General features: G+C 72.9%; 10 protein-coding genes and 1 pseudogene. 8 read left to right on the plus strand and 3 right to left on the minus strand.

The annotated features are described in order from the left end of the window. The first annotated feature begins 180 nt into the window (after positions 1-180). Positions 181-1,605 carry a cytochrome P450 gene (locus tag ABZ854_RS23470; protein WP_361214063.1) on the plus strand — a complete coding sequence of 475 codons (1,425 nt, stop codon included), beginning with the start codon at positions 181-183 and terminating at the stop codon, positions 1,603-1,605. A gap of 58 nt (positions 1,606-1,663) precedes the next feature. Then, entirely contained in the window at positions 1,664-2,746 is a 1,083-nt protein-coding gene (locus tag ABZ854_RS23475; protein WP_361214065.1) for a MerR family transcriptional regulator, read from the plus strand. 71 nt (positions 2,747-2,817) lie between these two features. Here the strand turns inward: ABZ854_RS23475 and ABZ854_RS23480 are convergent, their stop codons facing one another. Next, positions 2,818-5,607, minus strand: coding sequence for a lectin (locus tag ABZ854_RS23480; RefSeq protein ID WP_361214067.1), 2,790 nt, complete (start codon positions 5,605-5,607; stop codon positions 2,818-2,820). A gap of 535 nt (positions 5,608-6,142) precedes the next feature. Here ABZ854_RS23480 and ABZ854_RS23485 point away from each other — a divergent pair. From ABZ854_RS23485 to ABZ854_RS23505, 5 genes are read left to right on the plus strand one after another with little or no spacing between them, the layout of a single operon-like run. Further along, positions 6,143-7,405, plus strand: a complete 1,263-nt coding sequence (locus ABZ854_RS23485; RefSeq protein ID WP_361214069.1) for a phenylacetate--CoA ligase family protein — start codon at positions 6,143-6,145, stop codon at positions 7,403-7,405. A gap of 38 nt (positions 7,406-7,443) precedes the next feature. Next, complete coding sequence (locus ABZ854_RS23490) at positions 7,444-8,742, plus strand: MFS transporter (RefSeq protein ID WP_361214071.1); 1,299 nt, start codon at positions 7,444-7,446, stop codon at positions 8,740-8,742. Next, the gene (locus ABZ854_RS23495) at positions 8,739-9,944 is read left to right on the plus strand and encodes a GNAT family N-acetyltransferase (RefSeq protein ID WP_361214073.1); all 1,206 of its coding nucleotides are present in this window, start codon (positions 8,739-8,741) and stop codon (positions 9,942-9,944) included. The genes ABZ854_RS23490 and ABZ854_RS23495 overlap by 4 nt, the downstream gene beginning before the upstream one ends. Next, the gene (locus tag ABZ854_RS23500; protein WP_361214075.1) at positions 9,941-11,107 is read left to right on the plus strand and encodes an acyl-protein synthase; all 1,167 of its coding nucleotides are present in this window, start codon (positions 9,941-9,943) and stop codon (positions 11,105-11,107) included. The genes ABZ854_RS23495 and ABZ854_RS23500 overlap by 4 nt, the downstream gene beginning before the upstream one ends. Then, positions 11,104-13,629, plus strand: a complete 2,526-nt coding sequence (locus tag ABZ854_RS23505) for an acyl-CoA reductase (RefSeq protein WP_361214077.1) — start codon at positions 11,104-11,106, stop codon at positions 13,627-13,629. Before ABZ854_RS23500 ends, ABZ854_RS23505 begins: the two co-directional genes overlap by 4 nt. 84 nt (positions 13,630-13,713) lie before the next feature. On the opposite strand, the gene ABZ854_RS23510 is transcribed toward ABZ854_RS23505, so the two are convergent. Next, positions 13,714-14,754, minus strand: coding sequence for a LacI family DNA-binding transcriptional regulator (locus ABZ854_RS23510; protein WP_361214079.1), 1,041 nt, complete (start codon positions 14,752-14,754; stop codon positions 13,714-13,716). 236 nt (positions 14,755-14,990) lie between these two features. On the opposite strand from ABZ854_RS23510, the pseudogene ABZ854_RS23515 reads away from it, so the two are divergent. Beyond that, positions 14,991-15,829, plus strand: a pseudogene (locus tag ABZ854_RS23515) (MBL fold metallo-hydrolase). 7 nt (positions 15,830-15,836) lie between these two features. Here the strand turns inward: ABZ854_RS23515 and ABZ854_RS23520 are convergent. Further along, positions 15,837-18,005 carry a xanthine dehydrogenase family protein molybdopterin-binding subunit gene (locus ABZ854_RS23520; RefSeq protein ID WP_361214081.1) on the minus strand — a complete coding sequence of 723 codons (2,169 nt, stop codon included), beginning with the start codon at positions 18,003-18,005 and terminating at the stop codon, positions 15,837-15,839. Positions 18,006-18,022: the final 17 nt, after the last annotated feature.

Below are 18,022 nucleotides of genomic sequence, written 5' to 3' on the forward strand. Positions count from 1 at the left end.
GCCGGGCCGGGGGGTGGCGTGTGACACCGGGCCGGACGGCCGGGGGCTGGCGTGTGACACCGGGCCGGACGGCCGTAGGGCGGTGTGTGACGCAGGACTCGGTGCGACCGGGTATCACGGTAGGTGATCTTGGGCATGCATCGGCCGCATCGTCACCCCACATGAGGAGCGCGAAGCGCCGTGACCGCCTCGTCCACGTTCACCCCCACGCCGTCCGCGCCCGGTGGCCTCCCCCTCCTCGGGCACGCGCACCTGCTGGCCCGTTCCCCCCTCCCCTTCATCACCTCGCTGCGCCGCCACGGCAGCGTTGTCCGCATCGGAATCGGCACCACCCCCGCCTACGTGGTCACCGACCCGGCGCTCACCCGGCGCGTCCTCGTGACCGACGCGGCGCACTTCGCCAAGGGCGGCAAGATCATCGACGCGCTGCGGGTGTTCTTCGGCGACGGGCTCGCCACCGTCGCCGACGGCGACACCCACATGCGCAACCGCCGCCAGATGCAGCCCATGTTCAACAAGGCGCACATCGCCCGGCGCGGCGCCGCCATGATCGACCGGGTGGGATCCCTCGTCGCCTCCTGGAAGGAGGGCGAGGCCCGAGACGTGTACGCCGACATGAACGACATCACGCTCGCCGCCTTCCTGGTCGCCCTCTTCGGCACCGACCTGCCCGAGAACCTCCAGGGCGACTTCACGGCACTCATGCCGGCCATCATGAAGGGGACCATTCGGCAGACGGTCCTGCCGTCGTGGATCACCCGCCTCCCGCTGCCGGCCAACCGCGCCCACGCGGAGCGGGTCGCACGGCTGCGCAATCTCATCGACCAGGCCATCGATCACCGCAGCGGCACGCTGGACGCCGGTTCACCGCAGGAACTGGGCTGCCCGCACGCGAAAGCGGCGCAGGAACAGGACCAGGAACAGGAAGGACTGTTCGCCACGCTGCTGACGGCCGCCGACCCCTTGTCGCGGCAGCAGTTGCAGGACGAGGCCATCACACTGCTCACCGGCGCCATCGAGACGACCGGCACCACCCTGGCCTGGACGCTCTACGAGATCACCCGGCACCCCGGCATCGAGCGGCGGCTCCGCGCGGAACTCGACTCGGTCTGCGCCGAGCGGCCGGTGCGGTACGAGGACCTGGAGAAGATGCCGTACGCCAGACAGGTCCTCCAGGAGGCGATACGCAAGTACGGGCCGGCCTGGATGGTCACCCGCACCGCGACGGAGGACGTCGACCTGGGCGGCCACCGGATCCCGCGGGGCGCCGACGTCGTCTGGAGCCCCTATCTGCACCAGCACGACCCGGCGTACTTCCCCGAACCGGAGGTCTTCGACCCGGACCGCTGGAGCCCCGAACGCGCGGGCGCCACCCGTGGCTCGTTCCTCGCCTTCGGCGACGGCCGCCGTAAATGCATCGGGGAGAACTTCGCCTGGTCCGAGCTCCAGATCATCCTCGCGACGGTGCTGCGGACGTGGCCCCGGCTGGAACTGGCGTCCCGTCCGCCGGCCCCGCAGGCCGTCGTCACGGTGAAACCCGACGTGATCCGCCTGGCCTACTACGGTTCGGGTCAGCGGGAGACCGGCGGCACACCGGGGAAGTGACGGTGTGGTTGACCCTCGACCTTGTCGAGGGCTCAGAGTCCCGGGTGTGGAGAGCGAGATGCGCAGTATCGGGGAGATGGCCCGGGACAGCGGACTGGGCGTGAGCGCGCTGCGGTTCTACGACCGGGCCGGCGTGCTGGTCCCCGCCTGGGTGGACCCGGTCAGCGGCTACCGCTGGTACGAGCCGGGGCAGCTGGACGAGGCACGGGTGCTGGCCCGCCTGCGCCGGGCCGGCATGCCCCTGGCGGACATCCGGCTGGTGCTGGCCGGCTGGGCCGGGCCGGACACGGACCTGGTGCGCGGGCTCCTCAAGGCGCACCTGCGCCGTCTCGAACGGGGCCTGACCGATGCCCGCGTCGAGTTCTCCGCACTCCGAGCCCTACTCGACCACAGGGAGAACCCCATGACGTCGCCCCTCACCGCCACCGCCCGGCTCGCGGTCCCCGCCGGGGAGTTGGTCGCCGCGCTGGAGGCCGTGCGCTTCGCGGCCAGTACCGATCCGGAACTGCCCACGCTCGGTGGCATCCTGTTCGACATCGACGGCGAGAGCCTGACCGTGGTGGCCACCGACCGCTACCGCCTGGCTGTCGCCCAGGCCCCCGCCACCGGGCACGACGGACCCCGGGTGCGGGCCGTCGTACCGCTGCCCCTCGCCGACGCGATGCGGGCGCTGCTGCACGGCGAGGAGCCGGCCCGGCTCACCGTCGACGGAGACCGCGTCTTGCTGAAGTCCGGTGACCGCGAGACGGCCGGGCAGCGCCTCGACCACGACTTCCCCGACTACCGGCGCCTGGTCCAGCTGCCGGAGGGCCGCCGGGCCCGCGTCGACACGGCGGCCTTCCGCGAGGCACTGGTGACCGGACCGGTCCGTGGCTCCGAGACCCGTGAGCAGGACGGCGTGTCCTACGACGTCAGTGTGCTCGGCGTCACGGACGACGGCACCGTCACGGTCCAGGCGGACGCGGCCGACACCGAGGACGCCATCGGCGTGAACCGCGACTTCCTCCTGGACGCCCTCACCGCCGCGTCCCGCGACGAACTGATCCTCGAACTGGGCGCCCCCACGGCCCCCCTCGCCATCCGCCGCCCCGACGACGAGAAAACCTTCTCCCTGCTGATGCCGGTCCGGCTGGAGGACTAGCTCGGCCGGCGCGAACGGGCTCGCTCACGTCACCCGGGGTGATGTGAGCGAGCCCGTCGCTATTGCCGGTGTCAGGCCGGTGGCAAGGTCCAGTGTTGGGCTGCTGTGCCGTTGCAGGTGTAGAGCTGGAGGCGGGTTCCCTCCGTGGTGGTGGACTGGGGGTCGTCCAGGCAGAGGCCGGAGTGGGGGTTGTGGAGGGAGCCGTCGGAGGCGGCTGTCCATTGCTGGGCGCCGGTGCCGTTGCAGGTGTAGAGCTGCACGAGGGTGCCGTTGGTGGTGCCGCTGTTGGAGACGTCGAGGCACTTGCCGAGGGTGCGCAGGGTGCCGTCGGCGGCGATCGTCCAGTCCTGGGCGTAGGTGCCGTTGCAGCCCCAGAGGCGGATCGCGGTGTGGTCGGCGGTGGCGGAGTCGGCGTCGTCGACGCACAGGGCGGAGTTCACGCCGGCCGTGACCGGGCCGATGCGGGGTTTGGCCGGGGCGGAGGTGTCACCGGGGTAGGAGGGCGGGGCGGCGGAGGCCGCGGTGGCCCAGGTGGTGTCGGGGCTGGTGCCGAGGGTGAAGCCGAGGGTGCCGCCGGAGGTGATCGCGGTGGTGGGGGCGTAGGCGTTGTTCCAGGCGGAGCCGTCGAACGTGGCGGACTGGACGTAGGGGGCGTTGTCGGCGGCGCCGTCGCCGTTGATCGTCAGTGTCTTGCCGGAGGGGAGGGTGATGACCGCCTGCGGGAAGAGGGGTGAGCCGAGGGCGAGGTCGGCGGTGCCGGGGGTCATCGGGTACATGCCCAGGGCGGACCAGACGTACCAGGAACTCATCGCGCCCAGGTCGTCGTTGCCGTCGGCGAGGCCGGCCGGGGTGTTCGACCAGATGTGGTCCTGGATCGAGCGGACGGCCGCCTGGGTCTGGTAGGGGCGGCCGATGTAGTCGTACTCCCAGGGAAGTTCGATGCTGGGCTCGTTGCCGACCCAGGCGTAGCCGCGGTCGCCGGTGTAGCTGCGCAGCACGGTGTCGAGGTAGTCGGCCATCGCGTCGTCGCCGCCCTTGGCGGTGGCGAGCCCGGCCACGTCGAACGGCACCATGCCCGTGTAGATCCAGGCGTCGGCCTCCACCATGTCGGTGCCGCTGGTGGGGTCGAATCCGCCGGTCCAGCTGCCGTCGGCGTTGCGGGGCTGGACGAAGCCGGAAGCGGGGTTGAGGACGTTGCGCCAGTCCTGGGCCCGGTGGGCGTACGTGCGTTGGCTGCCGGTGTCGCCGAGTGCGCCGGCGAAGGCGGAGAGGGCGAAGTCGGCGGTGTTGTACTCCAGGGTCGTGGCGACCGGGCCGTAGAAGTTGCAGCAGCCGTAGCTGCCGTTGTGCGGCATGTAGCCCGGGTTGTCCAGGTAGTTGAGGCCGGGGCGGTCGTTGTTGGTGGTGCTGGCCTGCTTCAGCAGGCCGGACAGGGCCTTGGAGGTGTCGAAGTCCCGTGCGCCGAAGGCGTAGTAGTCGGCGACGATCGAAGCAGCCGGGTCGCCGACCATGACGTAGGACTCGCCGTTGTACTCGGACCACTTGGGGAAGATGCCGGTCTGGGTGTAATCGTCCGTCATCGACTGGGCGGTGTCGGAGGCGACCTGTGGGCTGACGAGCGCTTCGAGTTGGGCCTGGGAGCGGTAGATGTCCCAGCCGGAGTAGTTGGCGTAGGCGGCGTGGTGGCCCGCGTCCACGGTGTGGGTGCGGCCGTCGAAGCCGTAGTACTGGCCGTTGGTGTCACTGATGACGTTCGGGTGCAGCAGCGAGTGGTAGAGCGACGTGTAGAACAGGGTCTGCTGGTCCGCCGTGCCGCCGGCGATCCGTACCTTGCCGAGCGCGGTGTTCCAGGCCGCGTGAGCCTCGTCGCGGACGTCCGCGAAGTTCCAGCCGGGGTTCTCGGCGGTGCGGTTGGCCGTCGCGTTCGCCACGGAGACGTAGGAGATGCCGACCTTGGCCTGGACGACCGGGTTGCCGCTCGTGTCGAAGGTGACGTGGGCGTTCGACGCGGCGGCGGAGTCGGCCGCCGCCGTGCGGGACGCGTGACTGGGCGCCGCGCCGGCCGCGTGTTTCGGCATCGAGCCGTGCAGGCGGGGCTTGTTCGGCTGGTCGGCGGCGTTCTTTCCGGCCAGGTCGGTGGCCGGCCGGCGCAGCGGCGTCGCGTCCGCGAGGGTGGTGCCGCTGGAGGCGAAGGGCCGGTCGAAGACCATGTCGAAGTAGACGGTGTAGGTGTTGCCGGCGCCGCAGAACCGCCCGCTGGTGACCCGGCCGCTGACCTCCGTGTCGGAGACGACGTCGAACTGGGTGCCGGAACCGCCGTTCTGGCTGCCCGTCAGCTTGAACAGCAGGTTGGCCCGGGTGGTCGAGGGGAAGGTGAAGCGGGCCATGCCGCTGTGCGTGGTCGCGGTGAGTTCGGTGGTCACCTTGTTGTCGAGGGCGACCTTGTAGGAGCCGGCCGTGGCGGACTCGTTCGCATGCGAGAAGGAGTCCGTCGCCGTGTTGTTCACGCCGCCCACCGTCGGCAGCACGGGAACGTCACCGGCGGCGCCGCAGCCCGGCCCGGCGAGGTGGGTGAGGCTGAATCCGGTGATCGAGGAGTCCTTGTACTCGTAGCCGCCGCCGGGCGGCCGCGACGAGGTGTCCGGGCTCCACTGCACCATGCCGAAGGGCACGTCCGCGCCGGGGAAGTCGTTGGCGTCGTTGGACGTGCCGAGGAAGGGGTTGACCAGGTCGGCCGGGGAGGTGACGAGCCGGGCCGGTCTCTCGGGCGCCGCCCAGGCGGCCGGGGCGGCTGACGCGTACGCGCCGAGCAGGAGGGCGCCGGCGGCGGCGCCCAGGGCCGTGCGAAGGGGGTGGGGCATCGCGATCCGCCTCCTGAGGTCATTCGTGCGTCGAGGGGCCTGGGTTGCCTGGGCCGCGGCTGCGGCTGCGACACGGGGCGGCGAGGACTGCCGACAACGTTGTCTCCGAGCGGGCGTGACAGGGCACGGAGGCTGTGCATGACAACGTTGTCCATCGCGCGGGTGGAGCAGCCGTACCGGATCGGCTCGAGTACGGTCGCAACGTAGCCAGCGGGCGTGCTCACGTCAACAGGGTCCGCCGAACCGCCCTCCCGACCTCCGTCACATAAAAGCCACTTGAGGGTTATTCAAGTAACGCTTATACAAGGGCACAAATGTGAGCACCGTCTCTCCTTTCCGGGGAACCCGAAGGCATTACAGCCCATCCCGGGCCGAAGCGCCTTACCGACACACCGAGTTGGCGCAACTCCGTCCCGAATGGTGAGATATTCTTCTGGTCCGGAAGCCCGCCCGCCCGGGGCGCTTCCGTGTAACCGCCTCTCACCCCCGTCGGCCCATTCCCGCGCCGACACTCCACGCCTTCGAGCAGGAATTGATGCCCGTTCAACCATTTACGGAGCTCATACGCTTCGTACGCGCCAACTCGCCTTTCTACCGTCAGCTCTACGCGCGTCTACCTGAGGAGGTGACGCACCTGGCAGACCTCCCGCTGGTTCCGCAGACGGAGTTCTGGCGGGCCAATTCACCGCGTGACAACACCCTTCTGACCGCTCCGCTGCACGAGGCCGTCGTCTTCCGCAGCGGCGGCACCACCGGGGCTCCGAAGTTCTCGTATTACACTCGCACGGAATGGCGTGAATTCACCGCCGCGTTCGGAGCCGGGCTCGTCGCCGCGGGGCTGCGTCCCGGCCACCGCGTGGCCGATCTGTTCTACGCCGGTGACCTGTACGCCAGTTTCAGCTTCGTCCTCGACTCGCTGCACCGGTCACCGGTGGCCAATGTGCGCCTGCCGATCGGCGGTGCGGCACCCTGGGAATCCACCGCCGCGACGCTGGAGGAGTTCCGGGCCGAGGTCGTCGCCGGCACCCCGACCACGCTGTGCGCGCTCGCCGAGCGCCTGACCTCCGCCGACCGGACACTGCCGGACGTGGAGCTGCTGTTCTTCGGCGGCGAGTGCCTGTTCGGCGACCAACTGCCGCTGCTGAAAGCCGCGTTCCCGAACGCCGAGGCACGTTCGCTCGGCTACGCGAGCGTGGACGCGGGCCTGCTCGGTGAGGCCGTGCCCGGTGGCGACCCGCGGGTGCACCGCGCGTTCACGCCGCACACGGTGGTGGAGATACTCTGCGACGACACCGACCGGTCCGTCGAGGAGGACGGGGTCCCGGGGCGGCTCGTCGTGACCGACCTCCGCCGGCGGCTCATGCCCGTCATCCGCTACCCGGCAGGCGACCGGGCCGAGTGGGTGGACCGGGACGCGGGCGTCTTCCGCATCCTCGGACGCGCCGAGGAAGGCGTCCGGGTCGGCCCCGTCTCCCTCTACACCCAGGACGTCCACGACATCGTCACCGCCGTGGACACCGCCGGTGACGTGACCGGGCTGCAGCTCGTCGTGCGCCGGCTCTACGGCCGGGACGGCCTGACCCTGCGGCTCGCGGCCGGTGAACCCGGCCCCGGCCGGGCCGCGTTGGGGGACGCCGTGGTGGCCGCGGTGCTCGCCCAGCGGCCGCTGTACGCGAGCGCCACGGCCGCCGGCCATGTGAACCCGCTCACCGTCGAATGGGTGCGGCACCAGGACCTCTCGGTCAACTCCCGTACCGGCAAGCTCATCCGCGTCGTCGACGAACGGCCGCACTCGTGAGCGGGACGCCGGCCTCCCGTCCAAGGCGACTGCCTCTGGTGCTGCGCAACCCGTCCTTCGGACGGGTCTGGGCGGGGCAGTTGCTCACCCAGGCGGCGAGCCGGATGTTCCAGGTCGGCGCGGTCTGGTGGCTCGTGGGCTTCGCCGGGGGCGCGCACCGCGGGCTCGACTCGGGCCTGTTCCTCATGCTGAGCACGCTGCCCGCGGTCGCGATGGCGCCCGTGGTGGCCCGGATCGTCGAACGCCGCCCGCACCGCGCGGTGCTGGCCTGCGCGGCGGCCGGAGCGGGCGCGGTGGCCGGGGCGGCGGCCCTCTGGACGTACGCCGGGACCCTGCCGATGGCCGTCACCTACGGCGTGGGGCTCGCGCTGGCCGCCTGCCAGGCGGTGTTCGACCCCTGTCTGACGACGTCGGTTCCGGAGCTGGTCGAGGACGCCGACATCGAGTCGGCCACCGGCTTCGAGCTGTCCACCCAGTCGGTCGCCGGTCTCGCCGGCGGGCTGCTCGGCCCCCTCGCGGTCGACGCCGGAGGACTGAGCGGTGTCGTCACCGGCTGCGCGGCCGGGTATCTGCTCGCCGCGCTGCTCGTCGTCTCGGCCCGCTTCCCGCGCGCCGCGGTGACGTGCCCGGCCGCGACCGGGGCGGCAGGAGTGACGGACCAGGCCCCGGCCGACGCCGACCCGGCCCAAGTGGACCCGACCCAGGCAGACCCTGCACGACGTCCGTTGCGTCGCATTCTGGCTGAACTGCCTTTCATTCGGCGCGTGTTGATGTGCTTCGCCGCCGCCAACGTCTTCACCACCGCCGTCTACGTCGTGATGCCGCTCTACACCCGTGGCGTCCTGCACTCCACCGGCTCGACCGTCGCCTCGCTGGAGGCTGCGCTCGGCGCGGGCACACTGGTCGGCTCGTTCACCGGCGGCCGGCTGCCCGGACGGCCGGTCACCGTCGGGAGCGTCTGCCTGCTGGTGATGGGCGCGGCCCTGGGCCTGCCCGGACTGGTCACCGGCCATGCGGTGGCGCTCGGTTCGCTCGCCGTGACCGGCTGGTGCGTCGGGGTCATCGGCGTCCGGTTCGTCGCGCTGTTCCAGCGGCTGGTGCCCGCCGCCGACAAACCGGGCTTCTTCGCGGTCATGCAGGCGCTGCTGGGTGCCACGTTCCCCGTCTCCTCCCTCCTCTTCGGCGCGCTCGGCGACCAGTTGTCGGCCCGCACGCTCTGTCTGGTGCAGGGCGCAGGACTGGTGCCGGTGGCGCTGGCCCTGTGGTGGCTGGGCGGCCGGGCCGCCGTTCGCGACCAGCCCGCGCTTACGGCAGCACCCTCGGGAGCGACGGCGTGAGCGCGGACGTGTTCCTCTCCCCCGCGAGCGTCCAGGACATCGCGGAACTGCGGCAGTTGTACTTCGAGGTGTACGGGCACCGCTATCCGGTGCCGCTGGGCAGCGATCCGGCGGTGATGCGGCGGCTGATGACCGACGGCACCGCGCACTGGCTCCTCGCCCGCACCGCCGAGGGCGCCCTGGCCGGTTCGGCGGTCGTGCAGACCGAACCGGGCAGCCGCATCGGCAAACTCGTCGGGCTCGCCGTGCACCCCGGCCGGCGCGGCGGCGGGCTGGCGTCCCGGCTGACCGGCGCGGTCTGCGAGGAGGCCTTCGCCGGCGGCCGGCTCGACTCGGTCTACGCCACCGTCCGCGTCGTCACCGAGGGCCCGCAGCACGTCGTCGTACGCAACGGCTTCCGGCCGCTGGGCCTGCTGCCCAACGCGGTCGAGGTCGACGGCTGCGAGACGCTCGCCCTGTTCGCCCGGTACGCCGACGGCGTGCTGGAGCGGCGGGAACCCGTGGCCGCCGTACCGGAACGGCTGTCGCCGCTGCTGACCGCCGCGTCCACGGGTACCTGCACAGACACGGGAACGAGCACCGGCACCCCGAGCGGCCCCGGTCCCCGCACCACGACGGGCATCGACTACGGCGACACGGCCCGGCTCCCGGCCCACTTGGGACCCGCGCCCTCGGCCACCGGCGCCGAGCCCATCGAACTCATCGCCGCGCCCGCCTTCGTACGCCGCCGCTTCCTGGAGCGCTTCCCCGGCGCCGGGGACCGCTTCTTCCCGCTGCACACGCCGAACGCCCTGCTCGTCGCCGCCGACGGCGATTTCGAGGCGTACGCAGATCTCGATCCCGTGGCCGGGAGCTGCGCGCTCCTCGCCGTACACCCGCGTCCGGCGGCGGTCAGCGGCGCGCTGGAGGCGCTGATGACGACGGTCACCCGGGCCGGCGCGGACTACGCCGAGACGCTGCTGCCGCTGGCCGACACCGCCGCCCTGGAGGTGTTCCTCGCCTCCGGGTTCGTACCCAGCGCGGTGTACCCGGCGATGCGCCGCATCGGCGACCGGCTCCACGACTACGTGGTGCTGTCCCGCACCAGCCGTCAGATCGACTTCCGTACGACGGCCGTCAGCCCGCTCCTCCAGCCGTACCTCGGCGCCTATCTGAGCGCCTGGACCGCCACCTATCTGCCCCTTCCCGAGGTGTCCCGATGAACCCCCATCTCGCCCCCGTCGAGGTCCCCGACCCGGCGGCGCTCGGCCACGTCCAGCGGCTGTGCGACCTGACCGAGCCGTACGCGACCGGCGACGGCGCTGACGCGCTGTTCGCCGCCGCCATGGCCGAGGCGCACGCCTGGCACGCCGCTCGCTCCCCCTTCTTCGCCGCCCTGCTCCAGGACCCGCCCGAGGTCCCCGCGCCCACGGTCGGCGCGGACGTGCGCGCCCCCCTGGTGCCGGCCGCCTTCTTCAAGCGGCACGAGGTGCTCTCCGTGCCCCGCGACGAGGTGTTCCTGCACCTCACCTCCTCGGGGACCACGGGCCAGAAGTCCCAGATGTTCTTCGACGAGTGGACCATCCGCTCGGCCCAGCGCATGGTGGCCCGGATCTTCGACCACTACGGCTGGATCACCCCCGACCGGCCCGTCAACTACCTGCTCTACAGCTACGAACCGGCGCCCTCGCTGAAGCTCGGCACCTCGTTCACCGACAACTACCTGTGCGACTTCGCCCCTGCCCGGCACACCACGCACGCCCTGCGCCACACCGGCGGCGGCCACGAGTTCGACGTCCGCGGGTGCATCTCGGCCCTCCAGCGGTACGCCGACGACGACGTGCCGGTGCGCATCCTGGGCTTCCCCGCCTTCCTGTACTTCACCCTGGAGCGGATGCGGGCCATGGGCCTGCCGCCGCTCAGCCTGCCCGAGGGCTCGCTGGTGGTCCTCGGCGGCGGCTGGAAGGGCCACGCCGACCGCCAGATCGGCAAGGACACGTTCTACGCCGAGGTCGCCGACCGGCTCGGCATCCCCGGCGAGCGGATCCGGGACACCTTCGGCTCCGTCGAGCACTGCGTGCCGTACGTCGAGTGCGGGCACCACCGGCTGCACGTGCCCGTCTGGTCGCGGGCGGCGGTCCGGGACGTGGGCACGCTGCGCCCGCTGCCGTACGGGGAGCGCGGCTTCCTGCACCTGGTCAGCCCGTACATCACGTCCGTGCCGGCGCACAGCGTGGTGATGGGCGACCTCGCCTCGCTGCACCCGGGCGAGGAGTGTCCCTGCCCGCTGTCCACCGACTTCTTCACCGTGCACGGGCGTGCCGGAGTGAGCCGCAACCGCAGCTGCGCGGTCGCCGCCGCCGAACTGATGAAGGGAATGTCATGACCAACTCCCACCTGTGGCAGGGCGAGTTCATCGACGACGCCGAGGCCGGCCGGCGGCTCGCCGGGCTGCCGGAGCTGGCCGGACGTGTCCTCGGCAGGACGCTGCCGACCGACGTGGTCCTCGGCGCCTGCGCCGCGGTCGGCCGTGACCTGGCCGACCCCGCCTCCGCCCTGTACGGCCGGCTGGCCGGGCTGCTGCCCGCCGATGAGGCCGCCGTCACCCTGGCCGAGCTGGCCGCCGCGCTCACCCGCGAGGCCCTGGAGCGCAAGCTTCGCCGCGAGCTGGGGAGCCTGCGTCCGGAGCGGCTGACCCGGCCGGACGCCCGGGAGACGGTGTACGAGGCCTGGGCCCCCGTCGGACTGCTGGTGCACATCGCCCCCGGCAACGCGGCCGCCGTGGCACCGCTGAGCGTGGTGGAGGGCCTGCTGGCGGGGAACCTCAACGTCCTGAAGACCAGCCGGAACGACAGCGCGCTCGCCGCCGAACTGCTCGCCGCGCTGGGTGCGGCGGACCCGGCCGGGCTGATCGCCGAACGGATCGTCGTCCTCGGCTTCCCGTCCGCGCGCCGCGAGTGGCTCCAGGCGCTGTGTGGGGCGGCGGATGCGATCGCCGTGTGGGGCGGCGAGGACGCGGTGACCGCCGTGACGGAACTGGCGCCGCCTGGCTGCCGGGTGGTCGAGTGGGGGCACCGGATCTCCTTCGCCTATCTGACCCGGGAGGCCGCGGCCGACGACCGTGTGCTCGACGCGCTCGCCGAGGACGTGTGCCGCTTCGAGCAACAGGCCTGCTCCAGCCCTCAGGTGGTGTACCTCGACACCGATGACGCCGGTGCGGACGGTGAACTCCTCACACTCGCGGCACGATTCGCCGAGCGCCTGGCGAAGGTGTCCGGCGCCCACCCCGCCCCGGTGCCCGGCACGGCCGAGCAGGCGGAGATCACCACCGTCGAGCAGCTCGCCCGGCTGGAGCAACACCTGGGCCTCACCCGGGTGTTCGCCGCCGACGACGGCTCCTGGCGGGTCCTGGCCGACACCCGGCCGGCCCTGGACGCCTCCCCGCTGCACCGCAGCGTCCGGGTCAAGCCGCTCCCCCGGCACGCGGTCACCGCGACGCTGCGCCCGATGCGCCGCTACCTGCAGACGGCCGCCGTGGGCGGCGGCCAGGCGGACGTGGCCGAGCTGTCCCGCGCGCTGTTCGCGGCCGGCGTCACCCGCGTCACCCCGGTCGGCTCCATGCTCGACGGCTACGAGGGCGAACCCCACGACGGCGTCTACGCGTTGCAGCGCTACAGCCGCCGGGTCACGGTCCGCGCGGCCGAGCCGGGCTTCCGTACGGTGGCCTGCCTGGACGACCTGATCGGCGTGCCCGCGCTGCCCCCGGCGCCGGTCGCGCCACTGCTCGGCAAGGAGGGCGTCCAGCGTGCCCTCGCCACGCTGGAGGCCCGCCACGCCCACCTGTACTTCCGCAGCGGGGGCTCCAGCGGTGCGCCCGCCCTGTCGGTGTTCAGCTGCGACGACTACGACAACCAGATGCGCGCCGCCGCCGACGGGCTCCTCACCGCCGGATTCGACCCGGCCCGCGACCGGGCGGCCAACCTCTTCTACTGCGGCGGGATGTACGGCAGTTTCATCAGCTTCTTCTCCATCCTGGAGCGGCTGAACGCCACCCAGGTCCCGATGGCCGCGGGCCCCGACCACGCCGTGGTCGCCGAGGCGCTGGTCACCCACGCCGTCGACACCGTCTTCGGCATGCCGTCCTACCTGTGGCAGCTGTTCCACGCCGAGGGCGACCGGCTGCGCGGCTACGGCGGCATCCGCAAGGTGTTCTACGGCGGCGAGCACTTCACCGGCGAGCAACGGCGGGTGCTGGTCGAGGAGTTCGGAGTGGAGGTGATCCGGTCCGCCGCGTACGGCAGCACCGACCTGGGGCCGCTGGGCTACCAGTGCACCGAGGCCGCGGGGTCGGTCCACCATGTGCTGACCGATCTGCACACCCTGGAGATCCTCGATCCGCACGAGGACCGTCCGGTGCCGCACGGCGAGCCGGGACGGCTGGTGTTCACCTCCCGGGCCCGCGCAGGGCAGCGGCTGGAACGCTATGAGATCGGCGACCTGGGCCGGGCCGTGGCGGGGCCCTGCGGGTGCGGCAGCCATGTGCCGCGCATCGAACTGCTCGGCCGCTACGGCGATGTGGTGCGCGTCGGGACGTACTTCGTCAACTACCGGAGCGTCGTGCGCGCGGCCGAGGAGCGGCTCGGGTACCACGGCGAGGTGCAGGTGCTGGTGGCGCCGGGCGCCGGGCGGGAGCGGCTGACCGTCCGGCTGGACGAGGGGTACGCCGGCGGCGACCTTCGGGCGGCGCGGGACGTCATCGCCGGTGAGGTCGCCGAACTGGCGGCGGCCGAGGCGGAGGGGCTGCTGGAGTTCGCCGTCGAGGCGGTGCCGAGGGAGGGGTTTGCGCGGACCGCTACCAGCGGGAAGCTGAGGACTGTCGTCGACTTTCGCGGTTCGCTCCGCGGGTAGGGCCGCATTTCGGCTGCCGGTGCGTTGTGGCTGGGCGCGCAGTTCCCCGCGCCCCTTCGGGGCGCGTCCCCGCATTCCGCGTGGTCAGGCTGTGGCCCTCTGGATGAGGCGGGTCGGGATGATCAGGGGGGACGGGGGCTGGTCGGGCGCGTGCTTTGCGTGGAGGTCGCGTAGTAGCAGGCGCACCATCAAGCGGCCCATTTCCTCGATCTCCTGGCGGACCGTCGTCAGGGGTGGGTCCGTCAGTTCGACGACGGAGGCGATGTCGTCGAAGCCGACGACGGCCACGTCTTCGGGGACGCGGCGGCCGTGTTCGCGCAGGGCCCGCAGCGCGCCGGTGGCCATGAGGTCGGAGGCGACGAAGACGGCGTCCAGTTCCGGTGCCCGGTCCAGGAGTTCCGTCATCGCCCGGGCGCCGCCCGCGCCGGTGAAGTCGCTGTGGGCGACGAGCCGCGGGTCGGCGTCCGGCAGGGCGTCGCGGTAGCCGTCGAGCCGGTCCACGGAGGCCGTCTGGTCGAGTGGGCCGGTGATCGTCGCGATCCGCCGGCGGCCGAGGGAGAGCAGGTGGCGGACGGCGTCGGCGGCGCCGCCCCGGTTGTCCGAGTCGACGTAGAGGACGCTGTCGTCGCCGTCGGCGCCGGGCCAGCCGGGACGGCCTCCGAAGACGGTGGGGATGCCGATCCGGCGGGTGATGGCGGGCAGCGGGTCGTCGGCGTGCAGGGAGAACAGCAGGGCCCCGTCGACGTGGCCGCCGGCGAGGTAGCGGCCGACGCGGTCGTAGTCGGCGGAGCTCTCCACCAGCAGCACCACCGGCTGGGAGTCGTGGACGGTCAGCTCGCGGCTGATGCCGAGCAGCTGTTGCCCGAAGAAGGGGTTGGTGAAGACCTTGGTCTCCGGTTCCGCGACGATGACGGCGACGGCTCCGGTGCGGCGGGTCACCAGGGTGCGGGCCGCCTGGTTCGGGACGTAGCCGAGTTCCTCCACGGCGCGGCGGACCTTCTCCACCAGGACCTGGCGCACCCCGCTGCCCCCGTTGACGACCCGGGAGGCGGTCGCCCGCGAGACGCCCGCGCGTTCGGCCACGGCTTCCAGGGTGGGGCGGGGCGCGGAGATCTGGTCGGACAAGGAACGCTCCTCTCGGGACGGGACCAGCGTAGCCGTCGGCGGAGCGGCGGGCGGGCCGGTCGGAAAGCGCTCCCCGTACGGACCGAGGGCCGGCGCGGAGTCGCTTCCCCCGGGGCGGGGTACTCGCGCGTCACCGGTACGGGGCGGTGGCCCGGGACCGGACGGAAGGACGGAGCCGCCCCGCGGACGCGGTCGCTCGGAAGGAGCCCGCCATGGAGTCCGTCGTGGAGCCCGTCATGGGGCGCACGTCGCCCGAGGGCGCCGTGGAGCTGCTGTTCATCGGCAACGCCACCGTGCTGATCCGTTACGGGCGGCTGACCCTGCTGACCGATCCGAACTTCCTGCACCGCGGGCAGTTCGCCCACCTCGGTTACGGGCTGGTGTCCCGGCGCCGTACCGAACCGGCCCTGGCCGTGACGGAGCTGCCGCACGCCGACCTCGACGGCGTGGTCCTCTCCCATCTGCACGGCGACCACTTCGACCGGGTGGCCAGGCGCGGCCTGGACCACGGCCTGCCGTTCCTGACCACGCCGCACGCCTGCTGAAGGGCCTGTACGGGTTCCGGCACGCCACCGGTCTGCGCACCTGGCAGAGCCACACCCTGCGGCACGGGGACTCCGCGGTCCGCGTCACCTGCCTGCCCGGCCGGCACGCACCCCATCCGGCGCGTGCGCTGCTGCCGCCGGTGATGGGAAGCATGCTGGAGTTCGGCGACCGCGCCGGAGAGGTGCGGCTGGTCCTCTATGTCTCCGGCGACACGCTGATGTACGACGGCCTGGCGGAGATCGCCGCACGGTACCCCGACATCCACCTCGCCGTCCTGCACCTGGGCGGCACGACCCTGCCGGGCGGTCTCCTCGTCACCATGGACGCGGCGCAGGGCGCCGACCTGCTCGACCTGCTGCGCCCCCGGCGGGCGATGCCGGTGCACTACGACGACTACACGGTGTTCCGCTCCCCGGTGGGGGACTTCCTGGCCGAGGCGCGGCGCCGGGGGCACGGGGCCCGACTGCTGCGGTGCGCGCCCGGGGAGCGGGTGACGGTCGGCGCGGAAACGGTGGATGCCGTCCGCTGACGGTGGTTCAGGCCGCCAGCAGGCCGGTCAGCACCCGGTCGGGGGTGAGCGGGAGTTCGCGCAGCCGGACGCCGGTGGCGTGGTGGACTGCGTTGCCGATGGCGGCGGCGGTGCCGACGATGCCGATCTCGCCGATGCCCTTGCTGCCCATGGGGTTGAGGTGGGGGTCGTCCTCGTCGATCCAGTCGGCCTCGATGTCGGGGACGTCGGCGTGCGCGGGCACGTGGTAGGCGGCGAGGTCGGCCTCGGTGAAGTCGCCGAACGCGGGGTCCAGGGTGCTGCCCTCGGTCAGGGCCATGCCGAGGCCCATGGTCATGCCGCCGGTGAACTGGGAGCGTGCGGTGCGGGCGTTGAGGATGTGCCCGGCGGTGAAGATCCCGAGCAGCCGCCGTACCCGGGTCTCGCCGGTCACGGTGTCGACGGTGACCTCGGCGAAGTGGGCGCCGAACGCGTGCCGGGCGTAGGGGCTGTCGGCGTCGGCGAGGCCGCGGGTGTTGTCGTGTGCGTCGAGGCCGCCGTCGGGCAGCGGGCCGGTGTGCACGGCGAGCCGGCTGGACAGTTCGGCGCAGGCCCGGTGCACGGCCCAGCCCCAGGAGGCGGTGCCCGCGGAGCCGCCGGCGACCGGGGCCGGGGGCAGGTCGCTGCGGCCGATCTCGGTGCGCACCCGGTCCACGGGCACGCCGAGGGCGTCGGCGGCGATCTGGGCGAGGACGGTACGGGCGCCGGTGCCGATGTCGGCCGCGTCGACCCGGACGGTGAAGGTGCCGTCGGGCAGCGCGTGCGCGGACGCGGAGGACGGCCAGGCGTAGACGGGGTAGGTGGCCGCTGCCACGCCGGTGCCGACGAGCAGCGGGCCCTCGGTGCGGGAGCGGGGGCGCGGGTCGCGGTCCGCCCAGCCGAAGCGGCGGGCGCCCTCGCGCAGGCACGCCACGAGGTGCCGGCTGCTGAACGGCTTGCCGCTCACGGGTTCGTGCTCCGGTTCGTTGCGGACGCGCAGTTCGACCGGGTCCATGCCGAGCGCGTCGGCGAGTTCGTCGACGGCGGACTCCAGGACGTACATGCCCGGTGTCTCGCCGGGCGCGCGCATCCAGGACGGGCTGGGCACGTCCAGCGCGACCACGCGGTGGGTGCTGAGCAGGTGCGGCGCCGCGTACATGACGCGGGAGGGTACGGCAGCCTGTTCCACGAACTCCTTGACCCGGGAGGTCTGGGTGGTGACCTCGTGCAGCAGCGCGGTGAGCGTGCCGTCGGGGCGCGCGCCGAGCCGCAGCCGGTGCAGGGTGGGGGCGCGGTGGCCGACGGTGGTGGGCATGAGGCGGCGCGGCCAGGCCAGTGTGACGGGCCGACCGGTGTGGCGGGCGGCCAGCGCGGCGAGGACGGTGTCGGGGCGCGGGGTGCCCTTGGAGCCGAAGCCGCCGCCGACGTGTTCGCCGACGACCAGGACGTGGTCCCGGGGCAGCTCGAAGAGTCCGGCGAGCACAGCTCGGACGCCGGTGCCGTCCTGGGTGGAGGTGTACAGGGTGAGCCGGTCGCCGTCCCAGTGGGCGGTGGTGGTGTGCGGTTCCATCGGGTGGTTGTGCAGGGGCGTGACGTGGTAGGCGACGTCGACGCGGACGTCCGAGGCGGTGTAGGCGCCCTCGGGGTCGCCGTGTTCGACGCGGCACGGGTAGCCGCCGTTGACGATCTCCGGTTCGTAGGCGTCGGGGTGTTCGGGGGTGAGACGCAGGTCGGCGGGTTCGGCCTCGTACGTGACCCGGACGGCGTGGGCGGCGGCGCGGGCGGCTTCCAGGGTGTCGGCGACGGCGAGGGCGACGCACCAGCCGCGGTGCGGCACGTCCGGCTTCTGCAGGACGGCGAGGGTGGCGTCCTCCGGTTCGGCGAGGCGCGGGACGTCGGCGTGGGTGAGGACGGCGAGGACGCCGGGCAGGGCGAGGGCCTCGGTGGTGTCGACGGCGGTGACCCGGCCGCGGGCCACGGCGGCGGGCACGGGCCAGGCGTGGGCGCGGCCGGGCAGCGCGTACTCGGCGGCGTAGCGGGCGGTGCCGGTGACCTTCTGCCGCCCTTCGCGGCGCTCGACGGGGGCGCCGAGGGCGGGCCCGGCGCCGTCCTGGGCGGTGCCGGTGCGGCGGCCCGCGGCGTCCGGGGTGGTGCCGGTGCGGTCCGTGGGGTCCTGCATGGGGGTCCTCCTCGGGC

The sequence above is a fragment of the Streptomyces sp. NPDC047028 genome, assembly GCF_040644095.1.
Classification (GTDB): domain Bacteria; phylum Actinomycetota; class Actinomycetes; order Streptomycetales; family Streptomycetaceae; genus Streptomyces.

Coding starts and splice junctions, on each gene's coding strand:
- ABZ854_RS23505 (WP_361214077.1), top strand. CDS start 11,104: ATGACCAACTCCCACCTGTGGCAGGGCGAGTTCATCGACGACGCCGAG.
- ABZ854_RS23520 (WP_361214081.1), bottom strand. CDS start 18,005: ATGCAGGACCCCACGGACCGCACCGGCACCACCCCGGACGCCGCGGGC.
- ABZ854_RS23475 (WP_361214065.1), top strand. CDS start 1,664: ATGCGCAGTATCGGGGAGATGGCCCGGGACAGCGGACTGGGCGTGAGC.
- ABZ854_RS23500 (WP_361214075.1), top strand. CDS start 9,941: ATGAACCCCCATCTCGCCCCCGTCGAGGTCCCCGACCCGGCGGCGCTC.
- ABZ854_RS23480 (WP_361214067.1), bottom strand. CDS start 5,607: ATGCCCCACCCCCTTCGCACGGCCCTGGGCGCCGCCGCCGGCGCCCTC.
- ABZ854_RS23485 (WP_361214069.1), top strand. CDS start 6,143: ATGCCCGTTCAACCATTTACGGAGCTCATACGCTTCGTACGCGCCAAC.